We start from the raw sequence: 21,563 nt of genomic DNA, 5'->3' as shown, positions 1-21,563 counted from the left end.
CCGTCCAGTCGGGTACCCCTTAACCCTAATCTCCGATTCCCCCCTCTTCAAGTTGACAAGATCGACTTTCCTTGCGAAGATACCAAGCCCAAGACTTTTGTATAAGTTTTTTCGATTTTGGGAACCATCGGGTTCGCTGGAGTTTACTGTGCCGAATATTCAAAGCGCTAAGAAGCGTCTTCGACAATCCCTAGAGCGACGCTCTCGCAATCGAGCAGCGAAATCGCAGCTCAAAACGGCTATCAAGAAGTTGCGTGAATCGGTGACGGCGAAGAATTTTGACGAAGCGAAAGAGCAATTCAACAAGCTCTGCAAGATGTTGGATCAGACCGCTTCGAAGAAAATCATTCACGTCAACAAAGCCGCTCGCACCAAGAGCCGTTTGAACGCTTACATCAAAAAGGCTTCGGCTGCCTAAGCGGTCGATTGAGCGATCGAACGACCAAGGGCCGTAGCTGGCAGTTTGCTAGCTGGCGGATAGCTAGCTGGTGTTGTCGTCGTGAACGCAGGGAGCTTCGATTTGACGATGCTCCTTTCTTGATCACGCGAGACGCGAGCGAGTCCCATTGCGGTGATTGCCACCCTCCTCTTAACGACTTGTTGTTCTGGAAACAAGTTGCGGGCTATCGGTATGCGCGGCTCTCGCTGCGTGCAGTGGACTCGGGTAGCGACCGTTTTGCGTTCCAGTTCACGTCTAGGTGGGTCCCTTGTTTTGCCAGCCGTTGGGATGTGCTGCAGGACAGTCTTCGGCCGCGTGTCCCGGATGGAGATTGCGTGGTCTACTATGCATTTCCCTATCGCAGTCCTGGGTTTATGGCTGTTCAGTATCTTGTCTGTGGCAGGCACACTCCCTATTCAACTCTTCGTCGATGCGTCGAGTTGGTGGCATGGATTGCGAAGTCGAGGGGGTGTCAAGCGGTGGTTTGCCAAGCCATCTCCGACCGGTTGACGGACCGATTGATGAAGCGATGGGGGTATGTGCAGCATGCGCAGACCTTAGGGCCCGGACACTACATCCACCGCTTGCCCGGCCTTGCTCGAGACTAGGTTTTACAAATCTTTGACAGACCGATAACCGCGCCTCGACATAGGAATCTCGGGGCGAACGTTATTCTTTATAGCCGCACGCTTCCACAGGGAGCCGCGATCCATCCAGTCAGGAGCGGAGCATGGCGGCTCAGGGCTACGGCGATCCGATCGACGGGTCGCTACGAATCAACACAAGGAAAAAGGAAACAGCCGCATGAAAGGCTCCGCCGCAAACCATGAAGCCGGACCACAAGCCCGGAACCACCATCCAGGCAATTTGGTCGCACCCGTCCAGCCGATTGTGGACGAAATTGGCAAAGCCTCGCACAAAGGGGTATCGGGCGGAAGCAAAGCTTCACCCGTTCCCGAGATCTATCACGTTCAGTGGGGACCTTCGGCATGGTTAGTCGCGTTGCACATCGGCGTGCTGTTCGCTCCTTGGACGTTCACCTGGTCTGGCCTTGCTTTGGCCCTCGTGTTCCACTGGGCGACAGGTAGTCTAGGCATTTGTCTTGGGTTCCACCGGCTTTTGACGCACACCGGGCTGGTCGTTCCCAAGTGGCTTTACAATACGCTTGCACTTATCGGAACCTTGGCCGGCGAAGGGGGCCCGATTTCTTGGACGGCCAACCACCGAAAGCACCATGCTTACAGTGACCAGCCTGGAGATCCACACTCCCCGCACGATGGACCTTGGTGGGCTCACATGTTCTGGTTGGCGTTCACCACCGACAACGGTGATTTCAATGGATACGCTCGCAAGTGGGTTCCCGATTTGTTGAAAAAACCGTTCTTGATGACCCTGGAAAAATGGTTCCTCCCGATTCACCTTGCGTTTGCAGCGATGCTCTCCGGTGTTGGATATCTAATCGGTGGTACCGACTTGGCCGTTTCGTGGTTGATTTGGGCGGTCTGCGTTCGAATGGTGGGCGTGCTTCACGCTACTTGGTTTGTCAACTCGGCCTCGCACATGTTCGGGTACAAGAACTACGAGACCAAGGACGATAGCCGGAACAATTGGTGGGTCGCGATCATTGCTTACGGCGAAGGCTGGCACAACAATCACCACGCACATCCCCGTTTGGCTCAACACGGTCACAAGTGGTGGGAGTTCGATATCACCTACGCCGCGATCCGGCTCCTGCGAGTCCTCGGCTTGGCCACCGATGTGGTCGATCTAGCGAGCATGCAGGACAAGAAGCGAGCTCATGCGGAACGCAACGCCGCTTAATTGCGAGCGGGCGATCGTCCGGCTGGGGTCATCGATCCCAGCCTAAAACGGCGAAGGCGGCGATTCCTGCGTAATGCGTGGCACTCGCGAGGATCACCATCACATGCCACACGGGATGGAAATACCACTCTTTATGATCGTTCTGCAAAAACACGACACCTAGCGTGTAAAGGACTCCTCCTAAGAGCATCGTGGCGAAGCACAGGGTGGAGACGAACGAAAAGAGAACCATTGCGGGCCCCCAACCCAGCAGGATGCACCAGAGCGGATTCATATCGTCGATGCGGTGCTTGCTGAAAACCTTCGATAGAAATCCAGCCAACGCTGCGATCCATACCGCAGCGAGCAATGTACCGCGCCCCCACCCCTCCATGTTGGCCCAGATGAAGGGGGTAAAGGTCCCGGCGATCAAGGTATAAATGACACCTTGATCGAGCGCTCGCATGCGATGCCGCATGTCCGGATTCTTTACCGCATGAGAGAGCATCGAGAACAGATACATCGCCGATAGGCTGCAGCCATAAACGATGCACGCAACCAAGAGCCCTGGATCGCGATCCAACGAAAGATCCGCCAAGAAGAGCATCGCGGGAATGCTGAGCAGAAATCCGATTCCGTGAATCAACGCGTTTAGCCTCTCTTCCGAGGCATTCTCAAGCGTCCATGTTTTGGCCATATTCAAAAGGTGGGGATAAGGACCGACGTTAGGGGGAGAATATCGCGCTGGGTTCTCGAGGGGCAACCCACTCGACACACTGATTGGTAACAGGGTGACGCAGCGCCATGCGGTAGCAGTGAAGCTGCATCGGTTGTGCCATTCTAACGGCGTCCGGTTGAGAACGCGTCATCCCACCCGGCAAATACAATGGATCATTGACAACGGGATGCCCAAGCGATGCCAGGTGCAATCGGAGCTGATGGGTGCGTCCTGTGATCAGCTTCGCCTCCAACTTCGTCGAATTCTCACCTCGCTCCAAGACCCTGAAGATCGATTCGGCATGTTGCCCTGCAGGATCGATGCCACGGCCGCCGTTAGGGAGTGACTCTTTCGAGATCGGCTCGCGACACTCTGTGCAATCCCACTCCACGTTCCCGTCCACCTGAACGAGATACACCTTTTCCACCGCTCCATCGGCAAACTGCTGCTGAATGGATTGCGCGTACTTGTAGCGTCGTGCAAACACGACCAATCCCGTCGTGTTCAAGTCCAGGCGGTGACACGGACGCAGTTTTTCTGGCGCGTACGCCTCTTGCAGGATCGATAACAATGTATTTTTCGCATAGCGTCCAGAGGGGTGCACGGGCAAGGGAGCTCCTTTGCTGACCACGACGAGCGCTTCGTCTTCATCGATCAAGTCGATCGAATCGCTGATCGGTGGTTCGACAGTCCCTGGCTGGCAGTGAAGGAATCTCGCCCCTTCTTGAACAATCTCTTGCGCCGAAGCGGGTTGGTAATTTCTTCGTGGGCACTGCACGAGCCCCTCTTTAATGTCTTCGATCCAAGCTTCCTGGCTGTAACCAGGCATGAATTGGCAAAGCGCGTCGAGCAACGGCAGGCCGGCGTATCGCTGTGGGATCGAGATCCATCGGCGATTTTCATAGGGGATGCAACCTCGCTGTTCCGATGCAATCTGACGAATGCGAGCCTGCCTGGCATCTTTTCGCTCCTCTTCGGCTTGGTAGCAGTGGGGGCAAAACTGACCTTCTCGATAGCGATCGGATTGGATCTCTTCGGGAGTGAGAACGTGCTTGCAGGCAAAGCACTCGTAGGAATCGGAAGGGGATAAGTTTGGGTCGACGGCAACGCGTTGATCGAAGACGAAGCAATCGCCGCGATAATGGGACTGCTGACACTCTTCGAAATACTTGAGAATCCCCCCCTCCAATTGATAGATGTTTTCGAAACCAAGCCCCTTCATGTAGGGGCCGATTTTCTCGCAACGAATTCCGCCGGTGCAGAACATCACGACAGGATTCTTTTTCACTTCGTCGGGAAGCGATGCCGCAGCCTGCGGGAATTCGCGAAAGGTCCGCAGTCGTAAATCGATGGCTCCCTCGAATGTCCCCAAGTCGGTTTCGTAGGTGTTGCGGGTGTCCAGCAATGCGATTGGCTTCCCTTCGTCGAGCCATCGTTTCAACTCTTGCGGAGGGAGTTTCGGCGACGCGTCCTGAATGGGTTCGACTTCAACGACGCGTTCATCGACTTGCACGGCGAGCTTGCCTCCGTCCCCGACCGGGATGATTTCCCTCTTGAGCTTGACCAGCATGCGGTGAAAAGGTTGATAGTCGGTGAGACTCTCTTTCACTGGCAAATCGGCAAGACCAGGATGGGACGCGCGGAGAAAGCTCAAAAAGGCGTCGATCGCGACCCGCTCTCCGGCTAGGAATAGGTTGATCCCTTCGTGGCTAAGAAGAATGGTCCCTTTGAGGCGCCACTCGGCGGTAACTTGTTTAAGGTGGAGGCGACGATTATCTAGTTCGTCGAGCTCAACGTACTTGTATGCGGCGATGTTGACGATGCTGGACATGCGAGAACCTGAGCGGCAAACGAAACCTAAATCCAAAGATGAAGCCGACCATCGAGCCGATCGGGGATCGCTTTATCGACCCAACGGCGGATCTGCGAGTCGTTGTAGCGCGTGCTAAAATGCCCGCAGATGACCACTTCATTCTTAAAATCGTCCCTTCGTGCGACGATATCGTCCAGGTGCATATGTCCGTGTTTGTGGATTTTCTCTTTGCGATGCTCGGGGGCCACAAACGTCATTTCCGTGATCAGAATCTTGGCGCGATAAACATCGGGATTCGAGTCCAACCCCTGCGGTGCGGTGTCTCCCGTGTAAGCAATCAGGGGAATGCGAACCTCGTTGGTCACATCGACGCCGCTCAGCTTGATATCTCGGATCTGCTCACCGGTGAGCTCCGCGTATTCCGGTTTCAGTTTGCGTCGTCGGTCCCACACAATGAAACCGAGCGAAGGAACGGTGTGTTTCATTGGAATCGCCGTTACGACCAACTCGCGCGAGAGTTCGACCTCCTGATTGGCCGTCAGCGGAACCAGTTCGCAAGGCAACCGCCCGCGGTCCAAGCGAGTGAAGGCCTTGAGCATGGAGTCCACCGCCGAGACCGCGGACTCGGGAAGATAGATCGTCGGCCGATCCATCTTCATCATCCGCCGTCGTGCGACATACGACGGAAGGGCGGCAATGTGGTCGAGGTGAGTGTGGGATACAAAGTATCGAGGGAGCGCCATGTGATCCCAAGGCTGGGCTCCTAGATCGAAACCGATTTTTAGCTCGGCGATCCGCCAGTAAGTCTGCACCGCGGCTCGAGAATATCCGTCGATCGTGAGGTTGCCATGTGCAAGCTCCAGCGTCGGGGCGTTGTCTACTGAGCCGATGGTTTCGGCAAGCTGCGAATCCATGCTGTCGGTCGCTTTGGTGCGTCGAACCGAAGAGTCTTGAGATGATAAAGGATTATTTGACAAGGAACCAAACTCGGAGAGAGGGAAATGAATCTTAAGTCAAAGTGGAGATGTTGCTTCGCTCCAGAACATGTGGGGCTGGTACGGACGAGGGGGACCACCGCCAATCCATCACTTGCAATTCAACACGATGGTTCCCACCAAATTCATTGATGTTCGGACGAAAGGCGATATCGATCGAACCGGGGTGTTGATTGATCGTCTCCACCCACTCGCTCTGTCCAAACGCGATGGCGCGAATTGCCGTCCCGTGTTGAACAAAGCGGGCTTGGAAGTGTCGATCTCCATTGCCCATGGTCTTGGCAGGCTCCGTCAACTGGACTTGATTGGCAACGAAAATGGGCCGGGGGTTGGATGCCCCGAACGGAGCCAATCGCTCAATCCTTTGGACCAGAGACAGACTGCTGATCTGTTTGAGCGTCACCTCGGCATCGATCTCGAGGATGGGGCTGGGCCGAGTCCCACCCAGTCGCGTTGCGACTGCCTCCAAAAGTGCGGCGCGGAAGCTCGGTATGCAATGTTCCTGAATCTTGAGACCGGCCGCTGCAGCATGACCACCACAGCTCACCAGATGTTCGCGGCAATCCTGAAAAGCTTCGTACAAGTTCACCACGCCAGCCGAACGGGCTGATCCTGTCCCCGGTTTTTGACCCAACGGATCCAAGCCAACGACCACGACCGGGCGATGGAACTTCTCTGCCAATCGACCCGCCACCACGCCGATCACTCCGAGATGCCAGCCGGCTCCATGCACAACCAAGGCAGGATCGTTCTCGACGTCGAATTGTTCTTTGATTTGCTTGGTGGCCGCCAAAGTGACCGAGCGCTCGAGGGATTCCCGATCGCTATTGAGGCGATCCAAATATTCGGCCAAGGCCTTGGCCCGCTCTGGATCCTGGGTGGTCAGAAGTTCGACCCCCAACTGCGCCTGCCCCAATCGACCAGCCGCATTCAAGCGAGGGGCCAACGTGAAAGCGATGTCCTCTGCTGCCAGGGAGGACTTCGTGTGCAATTTGGCTCGCTCCATCAAGGCTTTGAGGCCGAGGGGGGCGTTTTGCAGAAACAGTTTCAGCGCACTTCGAACGATTATTCGATTCTCATCCACTAACGGGACGACATCTGCGACCGTCGCAATGGCTGCAATGCATGTCGATTCCAACAAGAACTGGCGATGGGCCGGTGTGACCCGTTTGTCCTGGCTGTCCAATTGGCAAAGCGCCCAAGCCAATTTGAAAGCCACGCCCCCTCCGCACAAGCCATGAAAGGGGTAGCCAAAATCGGGAAGCGCTGGATGCACAATGGCCGATGCATCGGGGAGCGTTTCGCCGATGGTGTGGTGATCGGTCACGATCAATTCCAGCCCGAGCTCTCGGCAATGCGAGGCTTCTGCGACTGAACCAATTCCACAGTCAACCGAGATGACCAACCGCCGACCTCTCTGATGAAGCTTGGACAACGCCTCGCAACTCAGACCGTAACTATCCTCGAGCCGGTTCGGAATGTAATACTGCACATCCGCTCGCAGCATCTTCAAGCAGTTGTAGAGGATGGCGGTTCCGCACATCCCGTCGGCGTCGTAATCACCGTAGACCACGATAGGGATTCGGTCTTGTACGGCCCGATAAATGCGTTCCGAGGCCAGCCCCATGTTGGGAAGCAGAAGGGGCTCCCGAAGCTCCGAAAACTTGGGCTCTAAGAAGGTTTGTATGAAGCCGGGGTCGGTGATTCCCCGCTGAAAGAGGAGCTGCGCAACGACTGTCTCGACACCTGCCGTTTTCGCCAAATGCTGGATTGCTGCGGCGTCAAAGCCGCGATACCGCCACTGCTTGGTCATGACCTACCTTCGAAAGATTAGGCCCTTCGGAGGAATGGGCCTTCGCAAGAAAAGGCCATTCCAAGCAAGGGCCATCCAAAAATAGACCTACCCCAGAATCGGCCAGGGAATCCCCAAGCAAAACAAATCCGAATCGCTAATCAGCCGAAGAACATTCGACCGCCCACGAACCTTTGGGCAACCAGGCAGAACCGGGCACCCCAAAACCTTCGCGCGCACCCTGCAAACTCGAGAGGGAGCTGCGTTCAAGTTCGCGCAGGGGCGAACCCAAATGAAGGAAGGGCTCCCAAAAGCCAAGCTTTACTTGCGTTTTTCGATGTGGAGCGTCACGCGGCGAAGGCGAGGGCTGTATTTCTTCAGCTGCAACTTCTCACCCCCTGGCTTTCTCAACATCACGTAATTGATGTCCCCGGTTTCTTGGCAAACGAGGAACGTCGTTTCCTTTTTCTTTTTGCTCTTAGCCATGGTCGGTCGGTAGAGGTCTCAGATGGAAAAAAATGAATTCCCGCATGGGAACCGCGTATTATGCTGTCGGGCGGTCGACATGCCTAGCTCAATTCCAATCCCTTCTGAGCGGAACTATCCCGAGAATCGCTGCATCCAAACCCAAGTCGCCCGAATTCGCTAGTTTGCCACCCCGAGGTTTACCAAGTCTCCAGGAGGAGAACTCCTCAACGAATCGACGGATTATCTCGCGTAACCCTCAAATTCATGCGGCGTACCGTCCGAGAATGAGGACTACGGAGAGTGGAACGACGCTGGTCGCCGGCGGCGCGAATATGATTGGGATTACCCAGAGACTCAGGGTTCGGCCCAAACTCCTTTTCACCCTTTCTAGCACCCCCTCAAAAGAGGGGCAGGAATGAGACGCATGGCTCCTGTTGAGAGATCGCCCCTACAAGATCATTCGCTTTCCGAAGCAAGAAACTGGTTTCGCGCCCTCCTGCAACGAGTACTCGATGACGGCTCGACGCGGACAACCCGGCCCATTCACTTTGAACCGCTTGAGACACGCCAGTTGATGGCGTCGGACTTCTTCTCCAGCGCTGCAGGATACTCCAACGGTCTCGATTCCTCCGCATTCGGCGACTCGGCCTACTACAACAGTGGCGTGATGGATAGCTCGTCCTTGGTGGGCGAAGGGGAAGACGCTCCCAATTTGGTCGAGTTCGCGAAGGCTCTGCAGCAGGCAGGGGTGCGATTCTTTGGTGCGGATTGGTGCCCCCTTTGCACCGAGCAGAAGAATCTGTTCCAAGACGGCAAGAACTATCTTCCTTTCATCGAAATGACCAACCCGGATCGCACGCGCAACGCGACGGCGATCAGCGAAAACGTGACGCAATATCCCACTTGGGAATTTGCCAACGGGACCCGCGTTACGGGGGTCCAAACACTGGCGCAGCTTTCGGCTCTCTCGGGTGTGGCGATTCCATCCGGAAGCGATCCGACGATCGTCGAGATCCCGAACCAAACCGTTCTCAACGGATCTCCGCTGCACGTTCCCATCGACGCGTATGATCCCAACGGTGGGCCCTTGACGATCACCGTGCAGAGCAGCAACCCGTCGGTGATCGCGGCCGAGATGGTCACCAACCAGAAATCGCTTCGCTTGAACATCAATGGTTACGGCGAAATGGTTTTCCGACTCTTCGCAGACGAAGCCCCTCGTCCTGTGTCTCGCATCGAGGAATTGGTAAATAGCGGTTTCTACAACCAGTCCGGTTCCAACAAGATTATTTTTCACCGGGTGATCGACAACTTCGTTTTGCAAGCAGGGGATCCGACCGGAACCGGCAGCGGTGGCTCTACGCTGGCAGATTTCGATGATCAATTCGACTTCGATTTGCAACACAACCGAACGGGCATCCTTTCCTACGCCAAGTCCGCGGACGATACGAACGATTCTCAGTTCTTCATCACCGAAGGCCCTCAGCGGCATCTTGATTTCAACCACTCTATTTTCGGTCAATTGGTGGAGGGGGATGCGGTTCGCGAGGGAATCTCTCGAACGCAAGTCTCCAACACACGACCGGTGAACGAGATCTCGATCAACAGTGCCGAGATTTTCAATGACACCGAAAACGGAATGATTCGATTGCGGGCGCTTGCCAACACGGGTACCGCTACGATCACGGTTACCGTGACGGACTCGACGGGGCGAAGTTCGACCCGGACCTTCACCGCGACCGCAGGTGCAGATACCGCCAATGGCGGTCCCTTCCTGAGCGATATTACTGTTCCGGCATCGATCGTCGCCGGCCAAGCCACAACCATCCAGCTACAAGGGAACGACGTCGAAGGGGATGCGGTTTACTACGACGCGACGCGCGTGGGATCGGTCAATTACACTTTCAATATCAACAACGATACCGGGCTTCTCACCGTGACCCCGCCCGCCAACTACACGGGGCAACTGCAGATCTCGGTCGGGGTGCGAGCAAAAACCGGAACTCCTACCACGCAAGACACATTCGATACGCAACTGCTGACGTTTAACGTTGTCGCGAACAACCTCTCGGCGCCGACAAGCGTGGATTTGCTGGCCAACTCCGATACGGGCTCAAGCGACTCGGACAATATTACCAGCGCTCCGACTATGGAGTTTGTTGTCAATGGTACGGCCGCAGGAGCAACCGTGAACCTTCGTGTTGGAAACGACATCGTCGGGACTGCGGTCGCCACGGGCTCGACCACCACCATTACCACCGCCCTCGTGGCGCAGTTGGGAGCGGGGACGCGCAGTGTTGTTGCCACACAGACTCTGAATGGTGTCACCACCTCGCCATCTCCTGCTCTGTCGCTCACCTACGACAACACGCCACCCGCCGCGATCCCCACAAATCAGTTGCCAACGAATGTGAATCTCGGTTCGACGTTGACCTACGACTTGGCCCACCCCGAAGAAGGGCAAGGTCTGCGGTACGTCCTCGAGAACGCACCGGCGGGACTATCGATCAATGCCACGACCGGCGTGATGACTTGGACGCCCAGCCAATCGCAGCTCGGCCCCCAAACTGCTTCGCTCCGATTGACGGACACTGCCGGCAATTCTCAGGTGCAGCAGGTTGCTATCAACGTCGCGGAAGCGGCAAAGATCTCGGTGCAATTGCTACCGGTCGATGCGCAGGGTAATGTGCTGACGTCGCTTTCCCTCGGTCAAGAGTTTTTCCTTCGAGTCGTCGTCAACGACTTGCGAAACACAGGCAGCCCAGCAGGGGACGGTGTTTTCTCGGCCTATATGGATATCGAGTACGATGCGAGCCGAATCGAACTCGTTGGCGATCAAGCGATCGAATACAGCAACACGTTTGGCAATGGTAGGACGACTCCTAGCACCTCGACAGCTGGATTGATCGATGAGCTCGGAGCCTTCTCCAGCTTCACCGTCGGTCCTGGACGGGATCCGCAAGTTTTGGCTGCGATCCGTATGCGTGCAAAAGCGAGTGGGCAAGCTCTCTTCTCGGCGAACCCTGCGGAAGGGGCTAGCCGCGGCTTCTCGATCTTCAAGGTGGATGGTGCCATCGATTCCGCACTGGTGAACTTTATCCCGACGACCGTTTCCGTCGCGCAAAACTTCACCGCGGTGAACGATACCTTCAACTTCAACGAAGACTCCACGAATAACACGCTCAATGTTCTGTCCAACGACACTATCGTTTCGGGCTCCGGCGCCGTGTTGACGATCCAGTCGGTAGGGACAACCTCCAACGGCGGTACGGTCACGATCGCATCGAACGGCCAATCGCTTACCTACGCTCCAGCAGCGAACTACAACGGTCAAGAAACGTTCACCTACACGGTGCGCGATCAAACCGGGGCTTTGGGTACCGCGACGGTGACTGTTCAAGTCGCTTCGGTGAATGACAATCCCGTCGCGGTCGCGGACACGATCACGACCGTGAGAGCTGGGGACCAAAATGTCTTCTTGAATGTCCTGCAAAACGACACCATGGGACCTGACACCGGGGAAACCCTAACGGTCACGAGTGTCACGAATATTTCGCAAGGCGGTACGGCCACCGTGGCGTCGGCGGGGACTGGAATCGTCTATACGCCTCGAACCGGATTCACCGGTACCGAGACGTTGAGCTATACCATCAGCGATGGACGCGGCGGCACCTCGACGGCAACCGTCACCATTGTTGTCGGGCCTGCGGTTCCACCTCCTACGGTCGTTGGAGACGCCTTCACCGTAACCGAAGACGCTGCTGCCGCAGAGTTCAATGTTCTGGCCAATGACACGCCTGCCGCCACCGGCGATACGTTGACCATCATCAATGTGACCGCACCCAACGGTACCGCATCGATCACCAGCAACGGCTCGCGTATTACCTATGCACCCAAAGCGAATGCGACCGGGACCGAATTGGTAGTCTATACGGCTCGCAGCACGAATGGTGGTGTCGCAACCGGCACGATCACCTTCACCATCACCGCGGTGAACGATGCGCCCAACGCGGTCGACGATAGCTTGGATGTCCTGTCCCAGCCCAATCAAACCGTGGATGTTCTCGCCAACGATACGAACGTCGATACAGGTGAGACCTACACCATCACTTCGGTGACCCAGCCCGCCTCCGGACAAGGGACCGTGCAGATTGGCTCCAACGGAAGGACATTGATTTACACCGCGCCGAGCACCACTTACACCGGTACCGTCACGTTCTCCTACACGATCAGCGACGGAAGCACCTTGACCGATTCGGCCAATGTCACGCTGCGAGTGTTGAACTTCGTGCCTCGCGATGTGGGCATTGTTCTCGATAGCAACCTGCAAGGCCTGCCGATCACCGCCTTCTACGCTTCGTCTGTAGGCGCGTCGTCCTCGCCAGTTGCCCAAACCATCGTTCGCAATTCGAATGGCGTTCAAGTCTCCGATGTGGGACCGGGGGAAGTCCAATTCGTCATTCCAAAATTGCCGTTCCTTACCGGGGAGGCACAAACGATTCGCGTGCAGTCCGCATTCAACGATGGAGATTCCCTCTCCACGCCGGTCAACGTCGGTACCCGCGATGCTCGATTCGTTGACATTCGGGACTTCATGGGCCAAAACTTGCGAGGTGGCGTGACCGCAGCGGTCGTCCCCAACCAATCGGCTCGCTGGTTCGAATCGCAAGGGACATGGGGGACTTACCGAAATGTCTCCATCACCATGAATCAAGCGGGAACGTCGGTCACCCTGCGAGCGATCAATCCATCGAACCAATCGGTCGAGGCAACGCTCCCTGTCACCGATAGCCGGATCCAAATCCGAGCTCGGGATGGGAATGCGATGCTGATTCGCGTCCGGGCTGAACCTTCGCAGATTTTCACGAGCACGGGCACGAGCACGGGCACGGGCACGAATGGTAACGGTGAAGGAGAAGCGGGGGCGATTGGGGATTCTGTACTAAGTCCTACCTCGGTGGATGCCGCGATGGAACAAATCCGCACGAGTGACAGTGCCCCAACCACCGAAAGTGCCTCATCCACAGCGTCCACGCCACCTGCGGCTCCCGCGACGTGGGATACTTCGGCAGTCCCTATCGAAGATCTGGACGCTATCGCTCAGTCGATTTCGACCGGGTACCGACGCGGGTTTCGAACTCGATAACCCTATCTCGGCGGCGATGTGACCTCCAAACACTGCTTCCTATTCTGCTTGCTGTTTCTCGCGCCGCTGCAGCTCCTCTCGGTCTGCAGCAGCCCTTGGTTCGCGCAACCTCCGAAACCGATCGGCGACGGAATCGACTACGAAGCCATCGGTTACTCCGTTTCCCGTGGTGACGGATGGTCGACCCACTTCTCGGATCCCAATTGGAAGTCGACCTACCTCCAGGCAGATTCCTTTCAATACGGATTCTTGGTGTCCAAGCCGGGACCCATCGTTCCCGATACGAATCGCCCGCCCCTGTTGCCAACCTGGATCGCCTCGATCTACACAATCCTCCCTCGTGGCCCCGTCGCCTTTGCAGCGATCCGAATTTCGCTGGCATTGGCTCTGGCTGTCGGTTGTTCCCTCTTCGCATGCTGGGGATTTCATCTCGTTTCGAATTCCCTCTCGGAGCCTCTTCGGCGATTCGCTCCGTGGATTGCCCCAGGCCTGGTTGCGATCACCTATAGCGAGCGCAACCTTCGCAATTACTTGACCGACTTTCTGACGGAACCCTTCGCACTCCTCCTCACCGCCGCTTTTCTCTTGCTGCTTTGGGATGCCTGCCGACGACCATCCTTGACTCGTGTTGCGATCTCCGGTGCATCTTTTAGTTTTTTAATCTACTGCCGTAGTTCGTTTCTCTTGTGGCTCCCCTTCTTGGCGATTGCGATTCCCTTTTTCTTCGTATGGAGCGCCGTGTCCGCTCCGCGTCGATGGAAAAGTGCGATTCGTTGGACGGCCTTCTTTCTGGTTGTGGTCCTCGCAGTCCAATCTCCGTGGTGGGTTCGTAACAGTCTCGTACTCGGTCATTTTCAACCGCTTGGAACCAAAGGCTCTACCACCCTTTTAGGTGGCTATTGCGATGAATCGCTGGCTAGCCAAGGGGAGTGGCAATTCGAACCGGAACGCCAACTGCGCGCGATGCTTCCTCCCCCTTTCGAATCGAACAACGCTGGCGATTGGATTGACAATGAACGCACGATCGCCTCCCTAGCCGCCGAAGAAGTGAAGCGGTGGGCGGTCGAGAATCAATCGAGCCTGCCGGGATTGATGGTGCAGCGAGTTGTAACGGAATGGAACCCTTACACTGGCAAGGCCCTGTTGCTGAAGATCTTGGCAATGGTCGGAGTCATGGGACTGGCCTTTCGAGACCGACGGACTCTCGCGTGGCTCGCGATTCCACTGCTCATACAGACGGCCGTGACCGCGATGACCTATTCTGTTGGCGGTCGTTTCCTTGTTCCGGTTTACGGATGCATTTATCTCTTGGCATTCATCGGAGTGGCTGAGTTCATTCTCGTTGCCCAGAAAGCCATTCCACTCCTAACGAGGGTCCGCTCAAGGCCCACCGGAAGTGACTCCCCCGGAATTGACTCCTCCCGAGTTCACATCGCCGGAATTAACACCCCCTGAGTTAACGCCACCCGAGTTGCTCCCGCCGGATTGGGCACCACCCGCACCGCCTTGCATTACCCCGGGGCGAGGTGGTCTGCCACCACCGCCGGATCCACTATTGGATGCAGGTCCTGCCGCTCCAATTCCTGCAGGTGCACCTGGTCCGTTGAACCCGTTCGCACCAAACTGTGGTGGGCCACCTGATGGTCCGCCCATTCCGGATCCCTGGAGAGCTTGCATCGCCCCCATGCCCTGTAGAACAAGGGATTTTAGATCGCGCAAACAATCATCCACGTCGGACTGGCTCTCCGCTTCTGCCAAGATCCCGATTGACAAGGCTGCGGCCGCAGATGCTTGAAGAATCTGTCGATTGATCAGCTTCCGGTCCAGTTTTGCCAAGGCCTGGATCTGCATAGGCAACTGCTTGGCTTGCTGGACACTACTCTGATCGACCCACTTGCCGTCTAGACGGACCCAAAGGGTCGTTCGAGGTGGCATACCCAAGGCGGATGCGGTGACCTCTGCTTCGGTCGGTGTTCGCTGCTTGGACTGAATACCCTTGATATAGTCCGCCATCGAAAATTGCAACTGCTCCACTTCCGGTATCTCTTTCAGCACTCTTTCAACCTTCGGCGATATTTGCTCCACCGAGAGTTTGATCAGATCTCGCAGTTTTCCATTTTGGATGGCGGAGACATCCCAAGCGTCATTAGGGAGGATCGTCTCTAGAAAATCGACAACCGGATCGTAGAGTCGTTGAACCCTTTCCAATGTCTCGTCATCCAACTCCAACTCTTTGCTCGCGAGCAACCATTCCTTTTTGGTTCGGAGCGTCGTAATCAAACTCTTGCTGGTCTTTCCCAGCTCCTTGACGGTCCCGGGCTCGACAAGCCCGATCGCTGTTTTGAACAAGGTTTCAAGATCCTTTTGGAAGGCATCTGGTAACCCATCCCAAGAAACCATGTAGTTCTTGGCTTCGTACTCCTGCGCGACGATATCCAAGAACTGCTGGATGTTACTCTCCTTTGGAAATTCGACGGGAGTGTCCGATAAATTAAGGGGTGTGGCCAAGAACTCTGGCTTCGCCCCTCCACCAGCCGAAGCCACAGGAGCGAGCTTTGCTTTGGCCATTTTCCTCGCTTGCAATCGACTGGCATCATCCAGCTTATAAAGCGGAATGACGACTTCGGCACCATCCCCTTTTTTCAAGGTGAGTTGGATTCCTTCCAATTGGACAAACTCCGCATCCAATGTCTTGGTTCCGGTGCTGTCGGTCCACTTCTCCGCACCGCATGCTGCGCTATGCACCAATACCCCGATGAAGCACGCTGCGGCAGGCCTTGGAAAATTCAGTCGCCATTTCATGATTGTGGCATCCCGTACGAAAATATCGAGGAAGGTGAGACGAAGGATTTATTGTAACGATCGAGGTGGTATTGGAAAAACAAATTCGGACGCCGGGGACGACGCTCTTTCGCTATTTGCGTCGGTTCAGCGTGTAATAGGCTTCACGGTGCAGCAACGGATTACCAGCCGCCGACCGCATCGCTCCGACTCTCAATTCATGCACGTGGCCAATCTGCAGTCCCTCTACGTCGAGTTCGACCTCCCTGCCGTTCGCAGAGACACGGACAGCGCTAAGCGTGGGCTTTGTATGATCAACCTCGGGGCTGCCGTATTGCTCGCGATAGATGTACGTATACGTCTCCATGGTGTATTGGCTCAGATCTCCCGCCGCACCAGGGTCCACAGGCTCTGTAAATGCAAGCTTGAAACCGGTGGGGGTTAAACGCATCGATTGGATCTCAAACGGGGTCTTTCCCGTCCAATCCAATCGCTCGAGCGCAAAGTCCTTGGGGCCGCGAGAGCCCCATCCTCGGTTGGTCCCACCGACAAATACCGAACCATTCGGTCCCATTTCCATTCCGACCACACCCGATCCAAAACCTGCTCGAAAGGGAAAGCAAGCACCCTGATAAACGCCGTCCACCACTTCTAAATCGACACGCATGAGCGTGCTGTGAGTCTGGTCTCCGACAAACAACTGTTCGCCAAACGGGCCAAACTTTCCTCCGCTCCTGTCGCAGACAATTCCGCTCGCCGATTGTCCCATCTTGTTGTAGGGAAACAGCACCGCCGTGGGAACCAAGTCTTGATGCTTGGCTGCTTCAACGGCCATTCGGCTGTTATCAAGCGGCTGCACCGGTGTAACCCCCTGGAAGGGTTTAGCGCCTTGCATCCATTTATTGCCGCCTGGATGTCCGGCAAACTTTCCAGGTACCAACTGCTTGAGTCCACACGTTCCGTTCCAGGGGCCTTGATTGTCCGTGTAAAAGACATCTCCCTTGACATTGAAGCCGACTCCTCCTGGGGAACGCAATCCGTAGGTAGTAGGAATGGTCTCGCCGTTCTGGGTAACGCGCAGCGCCCACCCTCGGAAAGGTACATCGCTACCAAACGATCCGGTCAGACACAACGCGACCCATAAATTCCCATCCCGATCAAATTTGGAACCGAACGCATACTCGTGATAGTCACCATTGATTTCCCATCCATCCGCGACGACTTCAAACTCATCTGCCACTCCATCGGCGTCCCGATCTCGCAATCGGGAGACATCGCTGCGCTGCGTTACATACAGCCAGCCGTCCTTTTCGGCCAATCCAAGCGGTTCGTGCAAACCGTGCGCGAAGCGAACAAACTGCGAGGCTTTGACTTGCGGCGCGAGAGGGTCGCGGACCATCCAAATCTCGCCGCGTCGCGTCGCAACGGCCAATGTGCCGTCGCTCATCCACTGCATGGCTCCGATCTCGAGTACGGCACCAGGTGGTGTCTCGAAGGCTGTGATCGCATAGTACTCTTCTTCGCGGGCACTCGCCGTCTCTCGGGCACCTCCCGTACCTTGCGCGATGGCGAAGCCGATCCAGCTGATCCCAAGGCAGATGGCTAAGCTGCATCGCATGGAGAACGCTCCTGTCATAGTTGTCTTTCTTTTCATTTCAATCGTCTGACTACGGATGTTTTCTTTGAATTCTATTTGCGACCCACCATCACCAATCGATCGTCTGGGTGATCACGGTCTCGGTCCCAGCCGGCAGCTCTGCTCGCAGCTCCTCGCGGCCATCGATTCGCAATCGCTGTAGCGATATCCCGTCAACTCGCATTGAGATTCGACCATCGATCAAGTATTCGCCATTGGGCCGTTCTTGAACCTCCCCAGCGACGATGCGATACACAGCCCGTTCCCCCGATAGCTTCTCAGCGGAAGGAACTTGAACTCTCAAGGTCCGCTTTAGTTGTGTTCTTACTTCACTCGTTACGTTCTCTTTATTGGGCCGGTAAGGAACGACTGTGTCGCTTACCACACAATCTCGAACTCGATATTTAAAGCTCGGTTGCCCAGCTTCATTCAGTCGGTAGCCACCGAAACGGAATCCACGTTGCCGGCTCGTTCCCCCCGGCCATTTCGCATCGAGCGATCCGAGAAGGGCAATGGGGGCGGTGGGTTCGATGCTCGCCACGGAGTCTCCCAGCGGTCCTTGATTCCCCGGCCCTCTGCCCACCCAGTGCTTGCTCGCATCGATAAACTCATTTTTCCAAATCAACCGAAGCGCCATCTCGTTGGCATCCCAAGCGATGTTCACCTTCTCTGGATAGCCAACTGCGATGCCTCGCGGCGTGAGTCCTTCCAGGAAATTGCGATACAGAATCGGTCGGTCGGTCGGGGTTAGTACAATCGCCTCTCCATCCAATCCGAAAGGACTTTTTGATTGCGGTCCCTCGGACAAGTAGGCCCAAAGTGCATCGATTTGTTTATCAGCATCACCGTGAAAGACACTGGTTACAGCGGACTTGCCCACGGGGAAGCTAAGAGGCATTCGAGTCCCTGGGCGGTAACGTGTCGGATCGAGCATGTATCGATGAAACCAATCCTCTCGAAGCCGGTTGGTCATCCGCAACAAATCCATCGCTTGGATTCCGGGCGTCGACTTGCCCCCAAAAACGTGGCACTTGATGCATGCCAAACCGTCGCTGCCTACCAGCTTCCTCCCGGCGATGGAGAGCTCCTGCCCCTCGACGCTATCGCGCGGTGGAAACGGCTTCTCGCCCGACGATGCGCTCTCAAGTGGAATGAGATCGTGCTTTACCAAAGCATTAGTCAGCCGTTCTGAGACCGCAGCCCCGAACCCGGGCATGCGAGTCAGCATATAAGGACGATCCTTTGCCCCATTCGCGATCACGCTCGACAGCACCTCCTGCTTGAGCTTACTCCCCACGTCTTGAATCATCGGAGGAACCCGTCCTTCGTTCCCCATCTCTTGGGTCGTGGTCAAAAAGAGCCGATCGCGAGTTACTTCCGGACCCCCAATCTCGCCTCGCTGGTGGCAAGCGTAGCAATTCGACGCCATCAGTTGATGGTGCAACGTATTGTTTTGGATCGCAGGGTCGCGAAGGCTCTGCAGCGCTCTCTGCAAGACTTGTCGTTGCTCCCGAGTCAAGTAGTACTGGGGTAGCCCTGGAGGAACGGTCCCGCTCAAACATCCTTGAGTGCCGCTTAGCTCGTCCAAGCTCTTTGCTTTCCAATCGCTGGCAGTAGGTTCGTTCGAATCCATGGCGTGGCAATTCACGCATCCCTTTGCTATAAAAATCTGCTTCCCAACTTCGACCAACGACTCGTCGGGTTGGAATCGAGAAGGAATCAACTCTTGCTTCACTTCGCTCTTCGGGTCCAACGTGACGAGCATGGACGCGGGAACTCGGCCTGTGTCGGGAGTCTCGATTTCGAGGGAGAGGGACTCTTGTCCGCTCCCTTCGAAATACTCCAATCGCAATCGATGGACGCCCGCTTCCAATCGAACCCGCCCTGATTTCTCCGTGTGGGGATGGATGCCGTCGTGACGAATTACTTCGCGATCGTTGATCAGCAGTCGACTGCCATCGTCCGAGCCAAGAAAGAAACGGACTTGTCCAGCGTTGGCCAGCGGCAAATAGGCTTCGAACACCATCGCAAATTGATCCGACCGCCCTGCAAACGATAAATCCAAACCGTTTGTTGTGCCGCTCTTCACCGGAGTCAAATTCGAGAAGTTAGGCAATCGATCCCATTCGCCGTGAAACAGGGTCGTTTGGAACTGTTCGGTAGAGGGAGCCAGAACGCGATCTCCTAGCAAATAGCATGCGATGTCCCTCGCCTCGGTGCGATTCTGAACCAGTTTGGGCATCGCTCCCCCAGCGCGGATAGCATGAGGGTCCAATAGGAAATCGCTCAAACTCCCGACGGTGTATTTCTCCGTCAAGTTCCCGAGGGGGACTCCCCCCCATTTTGCCGACTCCATGTCTCCCCTCGGGGCATGGCATGCCACGCATCCTATCGAGTGATAGAGTTTCAATCCCCGTTCGGCGGCAGCCGCATCCCCGGGGCGATCGACGATTCGCCCGGTGGAGGCAAGGTAGCTTGCTAAGGCTTTGCCCATTTGCTCCCGCTCCGAGTCCGGGAGCCCGTGAAACAGGTCAGGCATGGTGGTGCCTGGCTTGGCTTGCGACGGGTGCGAGGCAATGGCTAACAAATGGTCTGGACGGACGCGTTTCCCCACGGAACTGAGATTCGGCGCCGGCTGTGGTACCGGCAACGATTGGTTCGATGCATGACAAGAGGTGCACCGAAGTTGGGTTAGCAGCGAAAGTCCCGACGCCATTTCATCGGATTGAAATCGCTCGAAGCCAGCGACCCAAGGGCGAATCGCATCGCGTTGGGAGTCGCGAGGGACCAACCAGATATTGCGGTAGAGGACCGGGCTGCCGTGATCCTGCAAGTGTATTGGACCGGGGGAAGGCCCCTCGTCGTGGATGGCGGAACGAGTCACCGAAGGGACTATTACATTCTGTTGAACCCACTGACCGTTGAGGCGCACACTCAGTTTCGCGTCGCTGATCTTCTTTCCATTGGGATCAAAGCGAGCCGCGGTGAAGTCGACGTCGTACGTCTGCCAAACTCCCGGCGGCAGCGATGCGTTGAAAAGCGGGGCGCTGACTTCATAGATGCCCCCAGCATCTCGATTCGTAGGCTGCAATCCAAAAGAGTCGAGAACTTGCGTTTCATATCGACCTTGATGGTAGACGCCGCTGTTGCTGCGGGATTGCCCTTCCGCGGCTGGCTCAAAGGGTACGCGAAACTCCAGGTGAAGCGAGTAGTCTTGAAATCCTTGTCGTGTCGTCGCGCCGGCCGCGAGGGTCCGTTCCTTGCCAACGGTCTGCTCGCTGAACTTCGCACCCGGTAGCCAGTGTTGTTGAAGAGACTCTGCGGAACCATCGAAAAGCACCATTGCTTCGGCAGGAGGCTTGGCTCCCAGTGTCGGGCTTGCGCGTTCCGTTTTCTTAAGCCCTCGTACCGAAGCGATGCGTTGGACCGTGTCACGATCTCCTTCGATCCGTTCGGGATCCAGTCGATCCCATCCGGCGCCGGGAAGGCCCCCTCCGTAGAGGACGATCTCGAACGAATCGTCTCCCAAGGCGATGACTTGCATCGCCGAACTTGTGCCCGCGTATTCACCCTGTGTGGCGAATTGTGTGGCGAATTGTGTAGCGAGGGCCTCTGCCTGGGGCGCTGCGCCGGCCACCGCCACATAGTTGGTCCCTATTCCCACGCACAGCAGGAGGAGGCGAACCAATCCTCGCGGTGCACCTTGAGAAACATAGGAATGTGCCCGTCGTGAATCCCGAGCGCTGGCGGGCGTGCGAACGTGGAAGCCAACGGGCGTGGTCTGAAGCGATGTCATAGGGAGGTGTGGAAAAAGGAGGTTCATCCAGCAGGTTGGCGACTGTCCCTCTGGAAGATTGGAACACCGGTTCCGAGTCTGCTGCTGAGGGACAGCGACGAAACAGGGCTAGTATAGTCAAACTTTTTCTCGACGAGTTTGAATCGAAAGTCCATTGGGCGATGGAAACGAAAAGACCT

General features: G+C 56.2%; 13 protein-coding genes. 5 read left to right on the top strand and 8 right to left on the bottom strand.

The genetic code is table 11. The annotated features are described in order from the left end of the window. The first annotated feature begins 148 nt into the window (after nucleotides 1–148). From rpsT to SH467x_RS07645, 3 genes are all read left to right on the top strand, one after another. Entirely contained in the window at nucleotides 149–418 is a 270-nt protein-coding gene (rpsT, locus tag SH467x_RS07655) for a 30S ribosomal protein S20 (RefSeq protein WP_482370686.1), read from the top strand. A gap of 119 nt (nucleotides 419–537) precedes the next feature. Further along, nucleotides 538–1,047: a hypothetical protein gene (locus SH467x_RS07650; protein WP_482370685.1), complete on the top strand. Its 510-nt coding sequence runs from the start codon at nucleotides 538–540 to the stop codon at nucleotides 1,045–1,047. A 196-nt stretch (nucleotides 1,048–1,243) separates the two neighbouring features. Continuing rightward, nucleotides 1,244–2,260: an acyl-CoA desaturase gene (locus tag SH467x_RS07645; RefSeq protein ID WP_482370684.1), complete on the top strand. Its 1,017-nt coding sequence runs from the start codon at nucleotides 1,244–1,246 to the stop codon at nucleotides 2,258–2,260. Nucleotides 2,261–2,288: 28 nt separating this feature from the next. Here the strand turns inward: SH467x_RS07645 and trhA are convergent, their stop codons facing one another. From trhA to rpmG, 5 genes are all read right to left on the bottom strand, one after another. Then, nucleotides 2,289–2,936: a PAQR family membrane homeostasis protein TrhA gene (gene trhA / locus SH467x_RS07640; protein WP_482370683.1), complete on the bottom strand. Its 648-nt coding sequence runs from the start codon at nucleotides 2,934–2,936 to the stop codon at nucleotides 2,289–2,291. A 28-nt stretch (nucleotides 2,937–2,964) separates the two neighbouring features. Next, the gene (gene trhO, locus SH467x_RS07635) at nucleotides 2,965–4,788 is read right to left on the bottom strand and encodes an oxygen-dependent tRNA uridine(34) hydroxylase TrhO (protein WP_482370682.1); all 1,824 of its coding nucleotides are present in this window, start codon (nucleotides 4,786–4,788) and stop codon (nucleotides 2,965–2,967) included. 26 nt (nucleotides 4,789–4,814) lie between these two features. Continuing rightward, complete coding sequence (locus SH467x_RS07630) at nucleotides 4,815–5,684, bottom strand: MBL fold metallo-hydrolase (protein ID WP_482371350.1); 870 nt, start codon at nucleotides 5,682–5,684, stop codon at nucleotides 4,815–4,817. 94 nt (nucleotides 5,685–5,778) lie between these two features. Further along, nucleotides 5,779–7,578 carry a single-stranded-DNA-specific exonuclease RecJ gene (recJ, locus tag SH467x_RS07625; RefSeq protein ID WP_482370681.1) on the bottom strand — a complete coding sequence of 600 codons (1,800 nt, stop codon included), beginning with the start codon at nucleotides 7,576–7,578 and terminating at the stop codon, nucleotides 5,779–5,781. Nucleotides 7,579–7,878: 300 nt separating this feature from the next. Beyond that, nucleotides 7,879–8,043: a 50S ribosomal protein L33 gene (gene rpmG, locus SH467x_RS07620; protein ID WP_146677041.1), complete on the bottom strand. Its 165-nt coding sequence runs from the start codon at nucleotides 8,041–8,043 to the stop codon at nucleotides 7,879–7,881. A 406-nt stretch (nucleotides 8,044–8,449) separates the two neighbouring features. Here rpmG and SH467x_RS07615 point away from each other — a divergent pair, with 406 nt between their 5' ends. Together SH467x_RS07615 and SH467x_RS07610 are read left to right on the top strand one after the other, a co-directional pair. After that, nucleotides 8,450–13,171: an Ig-like domain-containing protein gene (locus SH467x_RS07615; protein WP_482370680.1), complete on the top strand. Its 4,722-nt coding sequence runs from the start codon at nucleotides 8,450–8,452 to the stop codon at nucleotides 13,169–13,171. 18 nt (nucleotides 13,172–13,189) lie between these two features. Continuing rightward, nucleotides 13,190–14,626 carry a hypothetical protein gene (locus SH467x_RS07610; protein ID WP_482370679.1) on the top strand — a complete coding sequence of 479 codons (1,437 nt, stop codon included), beginning with the start codon at nucleotides 13,190–13,192 and terminating at the stop codon, nucleotides 14,624–14,626. On the opposite strand, the gene SH467x_RS07605 is transcribed toward SH467x_RS07610, so the two are convergent. From SH467x_RS07605 to SH467x_RS07595, 3 genes are all read right to left on the bottom strand, one after another. Then, the gene (locus SH467x_RS07605; protein WP_482370678.1) at nucleotides 14,552–15,973 is read right to left on the bottom strand and encodes an SHD1 domain-containing protein; all 1,422 of its coding nucleotides are present in this window, start codon (nucleotides 15,971–15,973) and stop codon (nucleotides 14,552–14,554) included. The two genes, SH467x_RS07610 and SH467x_RS07605, sit on opposite strands and share 75 nt — an antisense overlap. Nucleotides 15,974–16,085: 112 nt before the next feature. Continuing rightward, nucleotides 16,086–17,570 carry a PQQ-dependent sugar dehydrogenase gene (locus tag SH467x_RS07600; RefSeq protein ID WP_482370677.1) on the bottom strand — a complete coding sequence of 495 codons (1,485 nt, stop codon included), beginning with the start codon at nucleotides 17,568–17,570 and terminating at the stop codon, nucleotides 16,086–16,088. Nucleotides 17,571–17,658: 88 nt separating this feature from the next. Continuing rightward, nucleotides 17,659–21,384 (bottom strand): 3-keto-alpha-glucoside-1,2-lyase-like domain-containing protein, encoded by a 3,726-nt coding sequence (locus SH467x_RS07595; RefSeq protein ID WP_482370676.1) that lies wholly within the window; start codon nucleotides 21,382–21,384, stop codon nucleotides 17,659–17,661. Nucleotides 21,385–21,563 lie beyond the last annotated feature (179 nt).

Origin of the sequence: Brakhagea slesvicensis (assembly GCF_052161625.1) — a bacterium.
Lineage (GTDB): Bacteria > Planctomycetota > Planctomycetia > Pirellulales > Pirellulaceae > JBKCUI01.
The sequence above is the reverse complement of the archived record's forward strand: the minus strand, read 5'-3'. Positions and strand labels throughout refer to the sequence as shown.